We start from the raw sequence: 17606 nt of genomic DNA, 5'->3' as shown, positions 1-17606 counted from the left end.
CCTACCAGTCCGTCCGCCAGAACCGGCGGGGCTGGAAGGGGTAGGCGGGCAGCGGCACGCGGCGGCCGGCCCCGTCCCGGTGCAGGGCGTCGAAGTCCACCTGGAGGCCGCTCACCCAGGCGGCGGCCAGGTCGGTCAGGGCCGGCGCGTCCTGGCCGGACGGCACGATCCCGTCGTCGGTGCGGGAGAAGGAGCCCGGGTCCGTGCGCGGGGCGGCGGCGGTCGAGGCGACCGGGCCGCGGGCGTCGTCGGACAGCGCCGCGATCAGCTCCTCGCGGCTGCGGACCACGGCCGCCCAGCGGCGGCCCATCACCTTGCGGCCGAGGTTGAGGGTGAAGCAGACGTCGTCCAGGCGCAGCTCCGGGCGGGCCTCCAGCCACTCCCGGAGCCGGGTGCGCTGACGGGCCAGCGCGTCGTCGTCCATCGCGGACAGGGTGGCCAGCCGGGGGCGGCCCGCCTCCTCGGGGGCGCGTCCGGCCGGTGCCGGCGGCTCCTCCAGCACCAGGTGGGCGTTGTAGCCGCCGCCGCCGAGGGAGGTGATGCCCGCGCGGCGGATGCCGGCCTCCGGCTCCCAGGCCGCGCCCTCGATCTGCGGCACGAAGGGGGTGCTGGGGAAGTCGAGGTCCTGGTTGACCTCGGTCAGGTTGATGGTGGCCGGGAGTGTCCGGTGGTACAGCGCCAGCGCGGCCTTGACCGCGCCGAAGCCGCCGGACACCACGCCGCCGTGGCCCACGTTGCCCTTGACCCCGCCGATCGAGGCGGTCGCGGTCCGCTTCCCGAACGCCATGGTCGCCGCGTGGACTTCGAGCTCGTCGGTCACCGGCAGGCCGAGGCCGTTGGCCTCGTACATGGACACGGTGTCCGGGCTGACGCCGCCCACCTCCATCGCCGCGGCGATGCACGCGCTCAGCCGCTCGGGCTGGGCCAGGCCGTACGCCATCGCGCTGACGCCGTTGTTGTTGACGGCCGAGCCCCGGACGACGGCGTAGACGTGGTCGCGGTCGGCGACGGCCCGGCCGAGCGGCTTCAGCAGCAGGGTGACGACACCGCTGGACAGCGCGCTGCCGGTGCCGTTGGCGTCGAACGGACGGCAGTGGCCGTCCTTCGACAGGATGCGGTTCTCCTCCCACAGGTGCCCGCGCGGGTGCGGCAGGCGGACCATCGCGCCGCCGGCGATCGCCATGTCGCTCTGGCCGAGCAGCAGCGACTGGCAGGCCAGGTGCACCGCGTAGTGGAAGCCCGCGCAGACGGCGGCGACCGTGACGGCCTCGCCGGTGAGCCCCATGTAGTACAGGGCGTTGGAGGTCATGCTGTCCGGCGACCATGCCAGGCTGGCCTCGATCGCTTCGGGGCCGACCGACGCCCGGTCCGGCGGGGAGCTGTAGAGCGCGGCGGTCTGCGGGTTGTTGGCGCCGTACATGCCGATCTCGGCGGTGAGCCGGTCCGGGTCGTAGCCGCCGTCCTCCAGGGACTCCCAGGCGCTCTCCAGGTAGAGCCGGTTCTCCGGGGTCATCGCGGCGGCCATCCGGTCGCTGATGCCGAACACCGACGGGTCGAACCTGTCGTACGTGTCGAGGACGCCGCAGGCCCGGACGTAGGACGGGTTGTGGATCAGGGTCTCGTCGACGTGGATGTCCTCCTTGGCCAGGAACGACACGGTCTCCCGGCCGTGGACGAGGACGTCCCAGAACTGCTCCTTGGTGCGGGCGCCGGGCGCCCGCAGGGACATGCCGATGACGGCCACGTCACCCGGGTCGTACTCCTGCTCGGGGCTGTCGGTCATGGAAGGCTCCTGCTTCGTGTGCTTCGTGTGCTTCGTGTCGGGTGGAGGTGACTCGGGTGGCTATCGGCCGGTGCCGCCGGCGCCGCGGCCGCGCAGGGCGGCGCGGCGGGCGCCGGCGCGCTGGCGGGCCGACTCGACCACCTCGGGGGTGGCGCCGCTGTCGTCGTCGAGCCAGCGGGCGAGGGAGGCGATGTCGCGGAAGCTGAACAGGTCGGGCACCCGGACGCGGCGGTCGAAGCGACGGGTCATCAGCCGGGCGAGACGGATCAGCAGCAGCGAGTCGCCGCCGAGGTCGTAGAAGGCGGACTGCACGTCGATGCCCGACGGATCGAGGTCGAGCAGCTCGCCCCAGATCTCCGCCAGCGCCACCTCGGTCGGCGTGCCGGCGGCCGACCGCGGCCCGTCGGTGCCGGCGGCCGGCGGCTCGGGCAGCGCGTCGCGGTCGAGCTTGCCGCCCGGGCCCAGCGGGAGGGCGGGCAGGAAGACGAGCGTCGCGGGCACCAGGTAGTCGGGCACCTCGGTGGCGAGCCGGCCGGTGATCGCGCCCTGGAGGGCCGGGTCCAGCCGGGGGCCGTCCTGCGGTGCGCCCTCGCCGGCGGGGACGACGTAGCCGACCAGCCGGTTGCCCCGGACGGCGGCGGCGGCCTCCCGGACCTCGGGGCAGCCGGTCAGCCGGGCCTCGACCTCCTCCAGCTCGATCCGGTAGCCGCGCAGCTTGACCTGGTGGTCGGAGCGGCCGAGGAACCGGAGTTCGCCGTCCTCGGTGAACCTGACGACGTCCCCGGTGCGGTACATCCGCTCGCCGTCGCGGAACGGGTCCGGCACGAACCGCTCGGCGGTGGTGCCGGGCCGGTTGACGTAGCCGTGCGCGAGGCCGACGCCGCCGAGGTAGAGCTCGCCGGACTCGCCGGCCGGGAGCGGCCGCAGCTCGTCGTCGAGCACGTAGACCAGGTCGGTGGTGGTCGGCGGGCCGATGGTCGGCTCGTCCGTCCCGTTCTCGGGCACCAGCCCGAACGAGCAGAAGACGGTGCCCTCGGTGGGGCCGTAGGCGTTGAACACCCGGGTGGCGCCCGTCTCCCGGTAGGCCCGGTCGGCCAGCTTGCGGCGCAGCGCCTCGCCGCCGAAGACGATCGACCGCACGTTCGGGGGCAGGGCGCCGGCGTCGAGCAGGCCGTTCATGACCGACGGGACGACGGACAGGTGGGTGATCCGGTCCGCGTACCGGCTCTCCGTCAGGTGGACGGCGCTCTCGACGAGCACGACGGCGCCGCCGCGGCACAGCGCGTTGAAGACCTCCATCACGGACAGGTCGAAGCAGACCGAGCTGGCCGCCGAGACGCCGCTCAGGTCGCAGCCCTCCAGGACCCGGTCCATCTCGGCGAGCATCGCCACGGCGCCGGCGTGCCGGACGGCCACGCCCTTGGGCCTGCCGGTGGAGCCCGAGGTGTAGATGACGTACGCGGTGTCCTCGGGCACGACCGCCACGGGCTCGGCGCCGGGCTCGGTGGCCGTGGTCCCGCCGAGCACGACCACGGTCGGGCCGGGCGGGCAACTGGCCCGGGAGGCGGGCGTGGTGAGCAGCAGCCGGGTCCCGCTGTCCTGGACCATGAAGGCCAGCCGGTCGGCGGGGTAGTTCGGGTCCAGCGGCAGGTAGCAGGATCCGGTGCGCAGGGCCGCCAGGACGGCGACGAGCAGGTCGGGGGTGCGCTCGACGCAGATGCCGACCGGGACGCCCGGGCCCGCGCCGTCGGCGAGGAGCCGCTCGGCCAGCTCGCGGGACCGCTCGTTCAGCTCGCCGTAGGTCAGCACGCCGGCGTCGGAGTAGACCGCGGTCGCGTCGGGGTTCTTGACCGCCTGGGCGATGAACTCGGAGTGCAGGGTTTCGGTCACTGCTCTGTCTCCTTGGGGAGGCCGGCCGGCGCGATGTCGCCGAGGGCCTGGTCGGGTCGGGCGATCGAGTCGAAGAGCACGGTGCGGTACAGCGCGAGCAGGGCCGTCACGGTCTGCCTCTCCAGGTAGCCCGGTTTGAACTGGACGTGGCCGGCCACCCGGCCGTCGATGTCGGCCATCGAGATCTCCAGGTCGAACTTGGCGAGGTGCCTGCGCACCTGGAGCGGTTCGAGCGGCAGCGCGGCGTCCGGGGAGAGCGTCTCGCCGACGCCGTGGAAGAGCTTGACGGAGCGGGGGAAGGCGTCCGAGGAGAGCCAGTTCACCACCACGTCGAACCACGGGGAGCGGCCCTCGGCGCGCGGCGGCTTCAGCTGGGCGGCCAGCAGGTCGAGGGGGTAGTTCATGTGCTCCAGGAGGCCGAGCGAGAAGGCGTGGACCTCGCGCAGCAGCTCGCGGAAGCTGCGGTCCCCGGCGGGGTTCGCCCGGACCAGCACGGTGTTGAGGTAGTAGCCGATCGCGGACTCCCAGCCGGGCTCGGCCCGTTGGGCGATCGCGGTGGCCAGCACCGAGTCCTCCGTCCCGGCCGCGCGGTTGAGCGTGGCGAAGAACCCGGCCAGCACGACGGTGCTGATCGACACGCCCTCGCGCACCGCGAACTCCCGCAGCAGGCGGGTCTCCTCGGTGCTCCAGCGGAACGCGAGGTCGCGGCCCTCGTAGGTGACGCCCGGCGGCCGCTCCTTGCTGGACAGGTCCAGGTGGGCGGGCGGGTCGGCGAGCTTCTCCGACCACCAGTCCAGCGCCGCCTCCGCGGCCGGCCCGGCCAGCCACTGCCGCTCCCACTCGACGAACTCGGTGTACGGGGCGACCGGCGTGCGGCCGGCCGGGTCGGCGCCCTCGTAGAACTCCTGGAGCTCGCGGATCATGATGTCGGCCGAGGCCGCGTCCGAGGCGATGTGGTGGACCAGCACCATCAGGAAGTGGTCGGACGGGCCGCGCCGCATCAGGACGACCCGCACCAGCGGACCGTTGTCCATGTCCAGCGGCTCGTGCCCGTACCGGGCCAGTTCCTCGCGGGCCTCCTCGTCGTCCAGGTCGGCGGTGTCCACCACGAGGAACTCGTACACCGGCTCGTCCAGGACGACCTGGTACGGGCGGCCGCCCGCCTCCACGTAGAGGGTGCGCAGCGCGGGGTGCCGGTCGAGCACGGCCAGGACGGCGCGCTCCAGGGCGTCCTCGTCGACCGCCGTCCGGATCCGGGCGGTCACCATGTAGTTGTAGGGCACGGCGTCCGGCGCGATCATCTGCATGAACCAGAGCGAGGCCTGGCCGTGCGAGGCCGGCGCCAGTTCGAGGCCGAGGCCTTCGGCGCGCAGCTGCTCCGGCGCCGGCGCGTCGGTGGCCTCCAGCAGGCCGCGCGCGTCCAGCTCCTCCAGCAGCTCCTCGGCGTCCAGTTCGGACAGGTCCTCCAGGAAGGACCGCGCAGGCTCGGGCTTGGGCGTGGGCGCCTGGACGGCCTGGACGGCCTGGACCGCCTGGGGCGCCTGGACCGCCTGGGGCGGCTGCGGGGCGGGAGCGGCCGGTCCGTCGGCGAGCCCGACGAAGTGGCCGACCACCTCGGCGATGGAGCGCCCGTCCAGGAACACCACCGGCGAGACCCGGTGCCCGAGGACCGCCTGCATCCGGTTGACGAGGCGGATCGCGAGCATCGAGTCGAGGCCGAAGTCGCGCAGGCCGGCGCCGGCGTCGAACCGGCCCGCCGGTACGCCCAGCGCGTCGGCGAGTTCGGCGAGGACGACCTCCGCCACCGGCCGCTCCGCCACCGTGGCCTGCGCTGGCCGCGCCGCGACCGGTTCGGCGACGGCGGCGACGGCGGCGACGGCGGCGGCCGCGACCGGGGCGGGCTCGCGGCGGGGCTCGGAGTCGATCCAGTAGCGCTCCTTCTGCCACTGGACGAGCGGGGTCTCCACCACCTCGACGTCGTCGCCGAACAGCGGGTCGAAGGTCAGCGGCAGGCCCCTGACGAACAGTTCGGCGGCGGCGCCCAGCAGGCAGCGGAGGTCGCTCTCCCCGCGCCGCATCGAGTTGACCGCGTGCACCCGGACGCCCCGGGACAGTCCGGTCTCCTCGACCGCGCCGCGCAGCGTCTCGTGCGGGCCGATCTCGATGAAGGTGGAGACGCCCCGGTCGACGAGCGCGGCGGTCGCCTCGGCGAACCGGACCCGGTCGCGCAGGTTGCGCACCCAGTAGTCGGCGTCGACGACCGGGTTCACCGCGCCGGCCAGGGCGGTGGAGTGGAAGTCGAGGCCGGGCGCCAGCGGGGCGATGTCCTTGAGACGCTCACGCAGCGGGCCGGTCAGCGCGTCCATGCCGGGGCTGTGCATCGGCCGTTCGACCCGGAGCCGCCGAGCCGGGATCCCGTCCCGGCCGAGGTCGGCCGCCAGGGCGTCGAGGGCCTCGCGCGGGCCGGAGACCACCGTGCTGGTGGGGCTGTTGACCGCCGCGACGGCCGCCTGCCCCGCGTAGGCGGCGAGCCGGGGCAGCAGCTCCGGCTCCGGCAGGTCGACCGAGAGCATCGCGCCCGCGGCGGCCTCGTGTTCGAGCAGCTGCGAGCGGGCGACCACGACCCTGGCGGCGTCCTCCAGGGACAGCGCGCCGGCCACGCAGGCGGCCGCGACCTCGCCCAGGCTGTGCCCGACCACGGCGGCCGGCTCGACGCCGAGTCCGAGCCAGACCTTCGCCAGCGAGACCTGGAGGGCGAACAGCACCGGCTGCTGGACGTCCAGTTCCTCGTACCGGGCCTGCCCGTCCGGGGCGGTGAGCCGGTCGAGCACCGAGCCGCCGCCGGCCGCGCGCACGGCGTCGTCGCAGGCGTGCATCCACTGCCGGAAGCCGGCGTGCGAGCGCAGCAGTTCGCGGCCCATGCCGGCCCAGTGGGTGCCGGTGCCGGAGAACACCAGCGCCACCCGCCGGTCGGCGGTGCCGGAGACCGTGCCGGTGACGACGTCGGGGTGCGGCCGGCCGTCGGCGATCCGGGCGAGCCCGTCCAGGACGTCCTGCCGGTCGCGGGCGAACAGGGCGATCCGGTGGGCGTGGTGGGTGCGTCGGGCGGCGAGGGTGTAGGCGAGGTCGGAGACCCGCAGGGCCGGGTCGCGTTCGACGTGGTTGGACAGCGCGCGGCAGGTGTCGGCCAGCGCGTCCGCGGTCCGGGCCGTGACGGGGACCAGGTGCACCCGGTCGGCCGCCGCGGCCTCGCCGCCGCCCGGTACGGCGTGCCGTCCGCGGTCGCCCGCGAGGAAGGGGTGGGCGGCGACGGGGAGTCCGGCCGCGTAGAGGGCGCCGAGCGAGCCGAGCAGGGTGGCGGCCTCGTCGGCGCCGCGCCGCAGCGAGGGCAGGGTGGTGACGGCCGGCAGGATCTCCGACACCGACTTGAGCAGCAGGGGGTGGGGGCTGAGCTCGACCACCGCGTCGACGTCGTGGTCGCGCAGCCTGGTCAGGGCGTCGACCACCCGGATCTCCCGGCGCAGGTTGTCCGCCCAGTAGTCCGGCCCGAGCTCCGCGCCGTCGACCGGCTCGCCGGTGACCGTCGAGATCATCGGGACGCGGGCGGTGCGCGGCCTGATGCCGTCCAGCTCGGCCTTCAGCGGGGCGAGGACGTGGTCGACCAGCGGCGAGTGCGGGGCGTGGCCCATCCGCACCCGGTGGTTGACGACGCCGGCGTCGGTCAGCCGCCGGACGAGGTCGTCGATCTCCTGCGGGGTGCCGGTGACCAGGGTGGAGCTCAGGCCGTTGTGGCCGGAGAGGGTGAGCCCGCCGGTCAGGTGCGGCCGGACCTCGTCCGCGGGGGTCATCACCACGATGCCCTCGCCGCGGCCGACGGCCAGCTGCTGGAGGAGCCGGCCGTGGTGGGCGGCCAGCCGGGAGGCGTCCTCGAAGTCGAGCGCGCCGGCGATGTGCGCGGCGGCGAACTCGCCGACGCTCTGCCCCACCACGACGTCCGGCTCCACGCCCAGCGAGCGCCAGGTCTCGGCCAGCGCGACCTGGAGGGAGAACAGCAGCGGCTGGAAGACGTCCATGTCGTCGAGGCGGCCGTCGGGGTCCATCAGCTGTTCCACGAGCGAGAAGCCCAGCAGCTCCCGCATCCGCCGGTCGGACCTCGTCATGGAGCGGCGGAACACGGGTCGGCCGGCGAGCAGTTGGCGGCCCATGCCGACCCACTGCGAGCCGTTGCCGGAGAACAGGAACGCCACCCGCGGCCGGCCGGGCCGCTCCCCGACCTCCCCGACGCTCAGGCCGGGGGCCGTGGTTCCGGCGGCGAAGGCGTCCAGGCTGCTGCGGAGTTCGGCCATGTCGCGGGCGGTGGCCGCGAGCCGGAACGGGCCGTCGCCGGGCGTGCGGCGGCAGAGCGCGCGCAGGTCGGTCGCGTCCCGCGACTCCAGGGCCCGCTCGGCCAGCTCCGCGGGGGAGTCCGCGGCCAGCAGCAGCAGCGAGGCCTCGGGGCGCGGCAGTTCCTCGACGGCGATGTGGCAGATCGCGCCGCCGAAGCCGAAGGAGCTGACGCCGCCCCGGCGGGCGTCGGAGCGGCGCGGCCACGGCGTCAGCCGGTCCTGGACGGTGAGGTTGTACGCGTCGAACAGGATCTGCGGGTTGGGCGCGCTGTAGTGCAGGCTCGGCGGCAGGACGCCGTTGCGCATCGACAGCGCGAGCTTGGCCAGGCCGACGATGCCGGCCGCCGCCTCCAGGTGCCCGACGTTGGACTTGACGGAGCCGATCCTCAGCGGAGCCGCGCGGTCGGCGCCGCCCAGGACCGCGCCGACGGCGTTGGCCTCGATCGGGTCGCCGAGGGGCGTCGCGGTGCCGTGGCACTCGATGTAGTCCACGAGGTCCGGGGCGATGCCCGCCCGCTGGTACGCGGTGCGGAGCATCTTCTCCTGCGCCTGCGGGTTGGGCGCCGTCATCCCGTTGCTGGGACCGTCGTTGTTGGAGGAGCTGCCCTTGATGAGGCAGTACACCGGCAGGTCGCGCTCCAGTGCCACGCTCAGCGGGGCGAGCACGACGACGCCGGCGCCCTCGCCGCGGGTGGTGCCGTTGGCCCGGGCGTCGAAGGTCTTGCAGCGGCCGTCGGGGGAGATCGCGCCCAGCTGGTCCATGGCGGTGTAGTAGTCGGGGACGAAGCTGAGGTTGACGCCGCCGGCCAGCACCAGGTCGCTCTCGCCCAGCTGGATCGACTGGCACCCGACGTGCACCGAGACCAGGGATCCGGCGCAGGCGGCGTCGATCGCCATGCTGGGGCCCTGGAGGCCGAGGACGTAGGAGACGCGGTTGGCGATGATGCCGTCGTGGATGCCGGTCGCGGTGTGCGGGGTGATCTGGGCGTCGGGGCCGCGGTAGTGCGCCAGCGCGGCGTAGTCGTTCCAGCAGGAGGCCATGAACACGCCGGTGTCGCTGCCGACGAGGCTGTGCGGCGCGATGCCCGCGTCCTCCAGCGCCTCCCAGCACAGCTCCAGGACGAGGCGCTGCTGAGGGTCCATCTGGACGGCCTCGCGGGGCGAGATGCCGAAGAACAGCGGGTCGAACCGGTCGATGCCGTCGATGAACCCGCCCCAGCGCACCCGGTCGCCCAGCAGCTCGCGGCGGGCGGCCGGCACCGGTCCGACGGCGTCGCCGCCCTCGACCAGCAGCCGCCAGAACGAGGACGGGTCCGGTCCGCCGGGGAAGCGGCAGCCGATGCCCACGACCGCGACCGGCTCGTGCGCGGGCTTGCGGCGCTCGGCGCCGGGGGCGGGCCCGGCGGAGCGGGGGCCGTCGACGAGGGCGCGGGCCAGTCCGTCCAGGGTCGGGTACTGCCACATCCAGGTGGCCGGGACCTGCCAGCCGAGGTACTCGGACAGGGAGGCCGCGAGGTTCACCGACTTCAACGAGTCCAGCCCGTACCGGTGCATGGGCGCCCGGAGGTCCACCGAGGCCGCGGACACGTCCGACAGCTCGGCGAAGCGGGACAGCAGGAAATCCGTGACGTCGGTGATGTCTCGCGCTGCGCGCTCGTGGGGCATGGCGACTCCCTCAGCAGGGCGGATGGAATGGAGGACGGGGCTTCGCGGCCGGCCGGTCGGGGGGGACGCCGATTTCAGGGCAGCCGGGAACAGGGGGGCGGGGCACGGCGGGATCCGTCCTCCGCGCCGGGGGCCGTCGCGGAATCGGCGGGGCGGCGTGCGGACGGTGCCGGTGTTTCCGGAGTTCGCGCTCGACGTGAACGGGAAGTCCGGTGAAGTGAACGGGAAATCCGGTGGAGCGAACGAAAAGCGGGGCGGGGCGGAGTGGAGGGTGGGCGGCGTCGGGGCAGCGCCGGTCAGCCTGCCGGCATGGTAGTAGGTCTGTACATGACATGCATGGACGTGCGGTCGGGCAGCGCTGCTCCTCTCGTGACAGGAGGAAGGACTCGGGGTGCCGACCGCGCGGCGCGGCAGGACGGGGTGAGGGTCGGGTCTTCGGGGGTGCTTGAGTGGTCGCCGTTCAGCGGCTCACTGATCAGCGGCACACTGTGGAATTCTGGCCGACGCGTTCGGCTCCTGCCGGTCGGGCTGCCGGCCACTTCCGCTGCTGAGAATTCCGCAGCGCGGGTATGTTCATCCGCCCTCGGGGTGCGGAGAGATGTGTCGACTACGCGTTCATCGATTCAAGGATCGCGTATTTCGACGGCCGGATGAAGCGCTGGCGGGATTTGATCGACAAAGTGTCCGATTCGATCTCCTCGATGCAACAGATGTACGAATGTGTGATGGGTGCCGCCGTCGGGTAGAGGTCGACGGAAATCGAATGACCTGGGGAAGGGCCGACTGCCGGTACCATGCGCGCCGGGCGGGGTGGACAGCGGATGAGCGATCAATGCAAGCTGACCGCATGGCAGTTGAGAATCTTGATGCATCGTCAGCCAGTGCCGACAGCTCCTTAGTAAGGTCCCTCCCGCGGCGCCGTGCGCTCGGCCGCGAGCTCCCGGGCGGGCCCGCATGACCGCCACCGTGGTCGAGTCGGCCCGCCGGCCGGGGCTGGCGCTCGGCGTGCTGGCCGGGGCGTTCGCCCTGGACGTGAGCGGTCTCGGCGTGCTCAACGCCGCCCTGCCGTCCGTCGGAGAGCGCTTCGACCTGGGGGAGACCACGCTCCAGTGGGTGATGACCGCCTACGCCGTCACCTTCGCCGGCTTCCTGCTGGTGGGCGGCCGGCTGGCCGACGTCCTCGGGCGGCGGCGGGTGTTCGAGGTCGGCGTCGCCCTGTTCACCGTGTCCGCGCTGGTCGGGGCGGTGGCCCCGAACACCGTGACGCTGCTGGGCGCGCGCGCCGTCCAGGGCATCGGCGCCGCCCTGTCGGGGCCGGCCGCGCTGGGCCTGCTCACCGCGCTCTTCCCGGTCGGCCCGGCCCGCAACCGGGCGATCAGCGTGTACACGGCCGTCGGCGCCGTGAGCTTCAGCGGCGGAGTGCTGCTGGGCGGCGTCCTGACCCAGTTCTTCGGCTGGCGTTCGGTGCTCTGGTTCTCGGTGCTGATCGGGGTCGGCGTGCTGGCCGCGACCCGCGTCGGACTGCCCGACGGCGCCGGTCACCGCGGCCGGCTGGACCTGCCCGGCGCGATCACCGGCACCCTCGGCCTCACCCTGCTCGTGGTCGGCGTGAGCAGCAGCGGCGCGACGGCGTGGACCGTCCTGGCCGCCGCGGCGGTCTCCCTGGTGCTGTTCGTCGTCCGGGAGCACCGCACCGCCGACCCGGTGCTCCCGCTCGGCCTCTTCCGGATCGCCTCGGTGCGGGACGCGAGCCTGTCGGCGTTCCTCCAGTACACGGGCTCGATCGGGATGCTGTTCTTCGCCCCGCTGTACCTCCAGGGGATGCTGCACTACTCGCCCTCCGAGTCCGGCCTGGCGCTGGTGCCGATGTCCCTGGCGGTGTTCCTCACCGCCAACTTCGTCACCGGCCGGCTGCTGGCCACGTACTCCCCGCGGACGCTGATGGCCGTCGGCCTGGTCCTGATCGGCGTCGGCACCGGGCTGTGGCTGGGCACGCCGCAGGACGGGAACTACGTGCTGCACGTGCTGCCCGGCCTGGTGGTCAGCGGCATCGGCCAGGGGCTGAACTTCCCCTCGATGACCACGGCCGGGCTCTCCGGCGTCCCGGAGCAGCAGCACGCCGTCGCGGGCGCGGTGAACGTCGTGACGCAGCAGATCGGCGCCAGCGCGGGCGTGGCGGTGATGGTCCTGGTCGCGGGGACCAGCTCGGACCAGCTCGGCGGCTACCACCTCGCCTACGTCACCGCGGCCGTCGCCTGCGTGCTGGGCGCGGCCGTCATCGCGGTGCGGCGGAAGGCCTGAAGGGTCCCGCCCGGTCGAAGGCCGGAGCGGTTCGCCGAGGGGCGGCCCCGGGGTGCGCGCCGCACACCGGGGCCGCCCCTCGCCCGCTCAGGCGTTCGCGTCCGTGGAGGAGCGCACCACCAGCTGCGGCGCGAAGCGCTCCACCCGCTCCGACCGTTCACGGGCCGGGGACTGAAGGAGGGTCAGGGCGCGCTCGGCCATGGCGGTGAGCGGGTGGCGGATCGAGGTGATGGGCGGGTCGAGGAGTTCGAGCATCTCGGTGTCGTCGAAGCCGGTGACGGCGATCCGGCCGGGGACGGGGATCGCCGAGCGCTGCAGGGTGCTGACCAGCCCGACCGCGAGGACGTCCGCCCCGCAGACCACGGCGTCGATCCCGGCGTGCCGCTCGGCGATCCGGCGGCCCGCGGTGCGCCCGGCGTCGGTGGTGAAGCTGGGCAGCAGGACGGTGGTGGCGTCGGCGCCGCGGGCCCCGGTGAAGGCGGCGAGGCGCTCCGCGCCGGAGGAGGACGCCTGGTCGGCGGCGACCAGGGCGATCCGGTGGCGGCCGAGGCCTTCGAGGTGGTCGAGGAGCAGCCGCATCGCGGCGGTGTTGTCGAGGGTGACGGCCACGGTGCCGGAGCCGGTGGCCCAGCGGTCGAACAGGACGACCGGGGTCCGCTGGGCGGCGGCCCGGACGGCGGGGCCGGACGCGCCGGCGGAGACCGGGACGACGAGCAGCCCGTCGACCCGGCCGCCGAGCAGGGTCTCGATCTGCTCGGCCTCGACGGCGGTGTCGTTGGCGGCGTCGGAGACCACCAACTGCCCGCCGGCGGCGCGGACTTGCTGGGCGAGGGCGTCGGCGAGCTGGACGAAGTACGGGTTGGCGAGCGAGGGGACGACCACGCCGATGGTGCCCGTGGTGCCGGTGCGCAGCGCCCGGGCGGAGTGGTTGGTGCGGTAGCCGAGGTGCCGGGCGGCCTCCTCGACGCGGCGGGCGAGTTCGGGGTCGACGTTGCGCTGGGTGCCGGCCAGGACGCGTGAGGCGGTCGCGCGGGAGACACCGGCGGCCGCGGCCACGTCGAGGAGTCGGGGCGCTGTCACGTGGGGCGGTCCTTCGCGGTCGGGAACGGGCTCGGCTGAGCTCGCGGAATACGCAGCACGAGGGTACTTGACGGTTCCGGGGGCCTGGTCCACAGTGTGGGAGATCGATCTCCCAAGGAGTGCAGATGCCGCCCATCACCGTCGTCGGTTCGATCAACCGCGACCTCGTCCTGACCGTCGAGGACCTGCCGCGACCCGGCGAGACCGTGCTCGCGCGGGGCTTCGTGGAGGGCGTCGGCGGCAAGGGCGCCAACCAGGCCGTCGCGGCGGCCCGGCTCGGCTCGCGGGTGCGGATGGTCGCCCGGGTCGGCCCCGACGCCGACGCCATCCTGCGGGCGCTCGCCGCCGAAGGGGTGGACGTCGGGGCGGTGCGCCCGGCACCGCAGAGCACCACCGGGATCGCCTCGGTGGTGGTCGACCGGGCCGGCGAGAACACCATCGTGGTCAACCCGGGCGCCAACGCCGAACTGTCCGTCGCGGACCTGCCGCAGCGGCTGGCCCGGTCCGCGGGCGAGGTGGTCCTGGTGCAGCACGAGATCTCCGCCGAGGTGGTCGCCGCCGCCGTGCTGCGGGCCCGGGAGCAGGGCGGCACCGTCGTCCTCAATCCGGCCCCGGCCCGCCCGGTCGCCCCGGAGGTGCTCGCCGCCGTCGACGTCCTCGTCCCCAACCTCGGCGAACTCGCCGCCCTGCTCGGCGCGCGGCCGCCCGCCGGCCCCGACGGGGCGCGCGAACTGCTGGAGCGGGCCGCCCTGCCCTGCCGGGCGGTCGTGGTGACGCTCGGCGCGGACGGGGCGCTGGTCAAACAGCCCGGCCGTCCCGCCGTGCACCTGCCGGCCCCCGTCGTGGACGCCGTCGACACCGTCGGCGCCGGCGACACCTTCTGCGGAGCCCTCGCCGACTCCCTCGCCCGGGGCGCCGACCTGCTCGCCGCCGCCGAACGGGCCGTCCGCGCGGCCTCGTTGGCCGTCACCGGGCTCGGCGCCCAGTCCGCCATGCCGTCCGCGGCGCAGCTCGACGCGGCCGCCGGCCCCCTCGGCGCACCCGCCCCGCTCCCCGACGCGACCGGCGCGGTCCTCGACGCCCCCGCCGTTCCCGTAGCACCCTGACGGTCCCCGGCCCCCACGCCCGGTCCGCTCAGCACCCAGGTTCCCCCGCACCACCAGTTCAACGGAGAACACCCCATGCGCAACCTCAAGCTCGGACTGTTCGAGAACGCCCAGACCAACGCGAGCGGCACCGCCACCTGGCGCCACCCCGACAGCCGCCGGCACCTGTTCGACACCCTCGGGTACTGGCGCGACATCGCGCGGATCTGCGAGGACGCCAAGCTTGACTTCCTGTTCCTCGCCGACGCCTGGGGCTGGTCGGAGATCGGCGGGGTGCGCCCGCCGATCGCCACCGAGGAGACCCTCGACCTGCCGCGCCTGGACCCGTTCGTGATCGCCTCGGCCCTGCTGGCCAGCACCACCGACCTCGGCCTGGTGGTGACCGGCTCGGTGCTGGTCGAGCCGCCGTACGCCTTCGCCCGCCGACTGGCCACCCTGGACCAGCTCTCCGGCGGCCGGCTCGGCTGGAACATCGTCACCACCGGCACCGCCGACACCGCCGTCAAGGCCTTCGGGATGGACATGGTGGCGCACGACGACCGGTACCGGATGGCCGAGGACTTCCTCGACCTGGTCTACAAGTACTGGGAGGGCTCCTGGGAGCCCGACGCCCTGGAGAAGGACAAGGCCGGCCGCTTCGCCGACCCGGCCAAGGTCCACCTGGTCGAGCACGACGGCCCGTACTTCCGCTCGCAGGGCTACGGCAACACCGCCCGCTCCCCGCAGGGCACCCCGGTGCTGTTCCAGGCCGGCGCCTCCCCGGCCGGGCGCCGCGTCGGCGGGCGGCACGGCGAGTGCATGTTCGTCGGCAGCGGCACCGTCCAACAGCTCGCCGGGCACACCGCGGCGATCCGCGAGGAGGCCGTCCGGGCCGGCCGCGGCGCCGACGAGGTCAAGGTGATGTCGGCGTTCTCCTGCGTGATCGGTGCCACCACCGCGGACGCCGAACGCCGCTGGCAGCGCGTCCTGGACGCCCAGCGCCCGGAGGTCACCGTCGCCAGCTACGCCATGTTCACCGGCCTCGACCTGTCCTCGTACGCGCCGGACACCCCGATGGCGGAGCTGTCCACCGAGATGTCGCAGACCCAGGTCGCCCGGTTCGCCGACAAGACCGTCGGCGACGTGCTCGCCGACTGGCACACCCACGGCGTCGGCGCCCGCCCGGTGGTCGGCACCGCCGAGGAGATCGCCGACGAGATCTGCGCCCTGGCGGAGGGCGCCGACCTGGACGGCTTCCTGCTCTCGCCGACCGTCCAGCCCGCCTCCACCGTCGAGTTCGTCGAGTCGGTGCTGCCGATCCTGCGCGCCCGCGGCGTCTTCCGCGGCGAGTACGCGGAGGGCGAGTCGCTGCGCGAGCGGCTGACCGGCGCGTCCGACCGGGCCCTGCCGGCCAGCCACCCGGCCGCGCGGTACCGGCACTGACCCCCCGCACCGGCGACGAGAGGACGGCGACGACCATGGTCACTCCCGCCCACCACCCGACCGCGGCCGCGGCGAGCGCCGCGGAGCGGCCCGACCGGGCCGAGCTGGACGGCGCGGCGCTGCGCCAGGCGTTCGGGGCCTACCCCACCGGGGTGGTCGCGCTCGGCGCGCTGCGCGACGGCGAACCGGTCGGGCTCGCGGTCAGCTCCTTCGTGTCGATCTCGCTGGAGCCGCCGATGGTCGCGGTCAGCGTGGCCCGCACCTCCACCACCTGGCCCCGGCTGACGGAGGCTCCGGAGCTGGGGCTGAGCGTGCTCAGCCGCGGCCAGGGCGCGCTCTGCCGGCGGCTCGCCTCCCGCGCGGGCGACCGCTTCGACGGCACCGGCTGGCAGGCCACGCCGGACGGCGCGGTGCTGATCCACGACGCGGCGCTCTGGCTGACCGCCCGGATGCACGCGGTGTACGACGGCGGCGACCACGAGATCGTCCTGCTGGAACTGCTCACCGTCGAGCTGTTCCCCGGAGTGGAGCCGCTGGTCTTCCACACCAGCCAGTTCCGTGAGCTCACCCCCCATGGCTGACACCCCGACGGCCCCCCTGTCCGGCACCGTGGTGCACGGTGCCGGCCGGGGGAGGGGGCTGGGCTTCCCCACCGCCAACATCGCCCCCGACCCCGGCACCCCCGCCCCGCCGCCCGCGATCTACAGCGGCTGGCTGGCCCGCCGCGCGAGCGGCACCGTGCACCGCGCGACGATCAGCGTCGGCACCAACCCCACCTTCTGCGACACCTCCGAGATCCACACCGAGGTGTACTGCCACGACACCCCGGGCGACCTGTACGGCGAGCGCGTCGAGCTCTGGTTCGTCGCCCGGATCCGGGGCACCGAGCGGTTCGCCTCCGTCGACGAGCTGCTGCTCGCCGCCCGGGAGGACGTCCGCCGCTCCGAGGCCCTGCTGGACTCCGAGCACGGACGGCACGTGCTCGCCGTCCTCTCCTGAAGCGCCTCTCCGGAACCGTTCTCTCCGGAACCCTTCTCTCCGGAACCGTTCTCTTCTGAACCGTTCTCTTCTGATCCGCCCGCACCACCTCTTCGCACCGTCCTTCACCTGCCCGGCGCGCGCCCCCGCTTCCCCCGCGACCCCGCGTCCCGCGCCACGAGCCCGGTCGGCCCCGCACCCCCCGCTTCGGCGGGGCCGACCGCCCCTTCCCCCACCTCGCTCCGTACGAACAAAGGTGTGAGTCATGAGCGCGTTCCACTGGTTGAACGAGCAGTTCGACTTCTTCGGCCTCCCCGTCTACTGGTCCGACTTCCTGGGCAACATCCTGGCGCTCGCCACCGTCTGGCTCGCCCTGCGGCGCTCGCTGGTGGCCTGGCCGGTGCAGATCCTCGGCTCGGTGCTGCTGCTGATCGCCAGCCTGAACGTGCACCTCGGCGGCAACGCCGCCCGGCAGATCGTCATCATCGTCTCGGCCTCCTGGGGCTGGGCGACCTGGAAGCGCAGCCGCGAGCAGGAAGGCACCATCAACGTCCGCTGGGCGTCGTGGCAGGAACGCGCCGTGCTGGCGGCCGCGATGGTGGCGGGGACGGCCGCGTTCGGCGCGGTGCTGAAGGGGACGGACGCCTCGTTCTACCCCGGGGCACCGTGGTGGATGGTCCTCGCGGACGCCTGGATCTTCGTCGGCTCGATCCTCGCCATGTACAGCCAGGCCCGCCGCTACGTGGAGTTCTGGTTCGTCTGGCTGGCCGTCGACCTGGTGGGCGTGCCGCTCGCGGTCCACTCCGAGCTGTACTTCTCCGGCATCGTCTACGGGATCTTCTTCGTGATGGTGGTGCTCGGCATCCGCGACTGGGCGTCCCGCAGCAGGCCGCAGGAGATCGCCTCGCCGCTGGAGCCCGCCGTCCTGGTCGAGGGCCGGGAGGAAGCCCGCGCGGGTGAAGGAGCCAACTCCAAGGTCAACAAGACCAACTGATG

Annotated in this window: 10 protein-coding genes; 6 read left to right on the top strand and 4 right to left on the bottom strand. The window is 74.1% G+C overall.

Going from position 1 to position 17606, the window contains the following annotated elements:
* Position 1 precedes the first annotated feature (1 nt).
* Genes AMK13_RS37545 through AMK13_RS37535 form a run of 3 tightly spaced genes read right to left on the bottom strand, consistent with a single transcriptional unit; the run spans position 2 to position 9723 of the window.
* Positions 2 to 1783, bottom strand: coding sequence for a beta-ketoacyl synthase N-terminal-like domain-containing protein (locus AMK13_RS37545; protein WP_074006041.1), 1782 nt, complete (start codon positions 1781 to 1783; stop codon positions 2 to 4).
* A 60-nt stretch (positions 1784 to 1843) separates the two neighbouring features.
* Positions 1844 to 3673, bottom strand: coding sequence for a non-ribosomal peptide synthetase (locus AMK13_RS37540; protein WP_074006040.1), 1830 nt, complete (start codon positions 3671 to 3673; stop codon positions 1844 to 1846).
* The gene (locus AMK13_RS37535) at positions 3670 to 9723 is read right to left on the bottom strand and encodes a type I polyketide synthase (RefSeq protein WP_074006039.1); all 6054 of its coding nucleotides are present in this window, start codon (positions 9721 to 9723) and stop codon (positions 3670 to 3672) included. The genes AMK13_RS37540 and AMK13_RS37535 overlap by 4 nt, the downstream gene beginning before the upstream one ends.
* A gap of 954 nt (positions 9724 to 10677) precedes the next feature.
* On the opposite strand from AMK13_RS37535, the gene AMK13_RS37530 reads away from it, so the two are divergent.
* Positions 10678 to 12024 (top strand): MFS transporter, encoded by a 1347-nt coding sequence (locus tag AMK13_RS37530; RefSeq protein WP_049651517.1) that lies wholly within the window; start codon positions 10678 to 10680, stop codon positions 12022 to 12024.
* A gap of 87 nt (positions 12025 to 12111) precedes the next feature.
* Here AMK13_RS37530 and AMK13_RS37525 read toward each other — a convergent pair whose 3' ends face one another.
* Positions 12112 to 13104 carry a LacI family DNA-binding transcriptional regulator gene (locus AMK13_RS37525; protein WP_074006038.1) on the bottom strand — a complete coding sequence of 331 codons (993 nt, stop codon included), beginning with the start codon at positions 13102 to 13104 and terminating at the stop codon, positions 12112 to 12114.
* Between the two features lie 125 nt (positions 13105 to 13229).
* On the opposite strand from AMK13_RS37525, the gene AMK13_RS37520 reads away from it, so the two are divergent.
* The 5 genes from AMK13_RS37520 to AMK13_RS37500 all read left to right on the top strand — a co-directional run bounded on the left by AMK13_RS37520 (position 13230) and on the right by AMK13_RS37500 (position 17604).
* Positions 13230 to 14210, top strand: a complete 981-nt coding sequence (locus AMK13_RS37520; RefSeq protein ID WP_079272875.1) for a ribokinase — start codon at positions 13230 to 13232, stop codon at positions 14208 to 14210.
* A gap of 75 nt (positions 14211 to 14285) precedes the next feature.
* On the top strand, positions 14286 to 15632 hold the full coding sequence (locus tag AMK13_RS37515; protein WP_074006037.1) for an NtaA/DmoA family FMN-dependent monooxygenase: 1347 nt from the start codon (positions 14286 to 14288) through the stop codon (positions 15630 to 15632).
* Positions 15633 to 15667: 35 nt separating this feature from the next.
* Positions 15668 to 16213 carry a flavin reductase family protein gene (locus AMK13_RS37510; RefSeq protein WP_079272874.1) on the top strand — a complete coding sequence of 182 codons (546 nt, stop codon included), beginning with the start codon at positions 15668 to 15670 and terminating at the stop codon, positions 16211 to 16213.
* A complete protein-coding gene (locus AMK13_RS37505; protein ID WP_074006036.1) occupies positions 16206 to 16631 on the top strand; it encodes a riboflavin kinase in 426 nt (141 codons plus the stop codon). Before AMK13_RS37510 ends, AMK13_RS37505 begins: the two co-directional genes overlap by 8 nt.
* Positions 16632 to 16875: 244 nt before the next feature.
* Complete coding sequence (locus AMK13_RS37500) at positions 16876 to 17604, top strand: nicotinamide mononucleotide transporter family protein (protein ID WP_074006035.1); 729 nt, start codon at positions 16876 to 16878, stop codon at positions 17602 to 17604.
* Positions 17605 to 17606 lie beyond the last annotated feature (2 nt).

This window comes from Streptomyces sp. CB02056 (assembly GCF_001905545.1).
GTDB lineage: Bacteria > Actinomycetota > Actinomycetes > Streptomycetales > Streptomycetaceae > Kitasatospora.
This window is presented reverse-complemented; position numbering and strand designations above follow the sequence as displayed.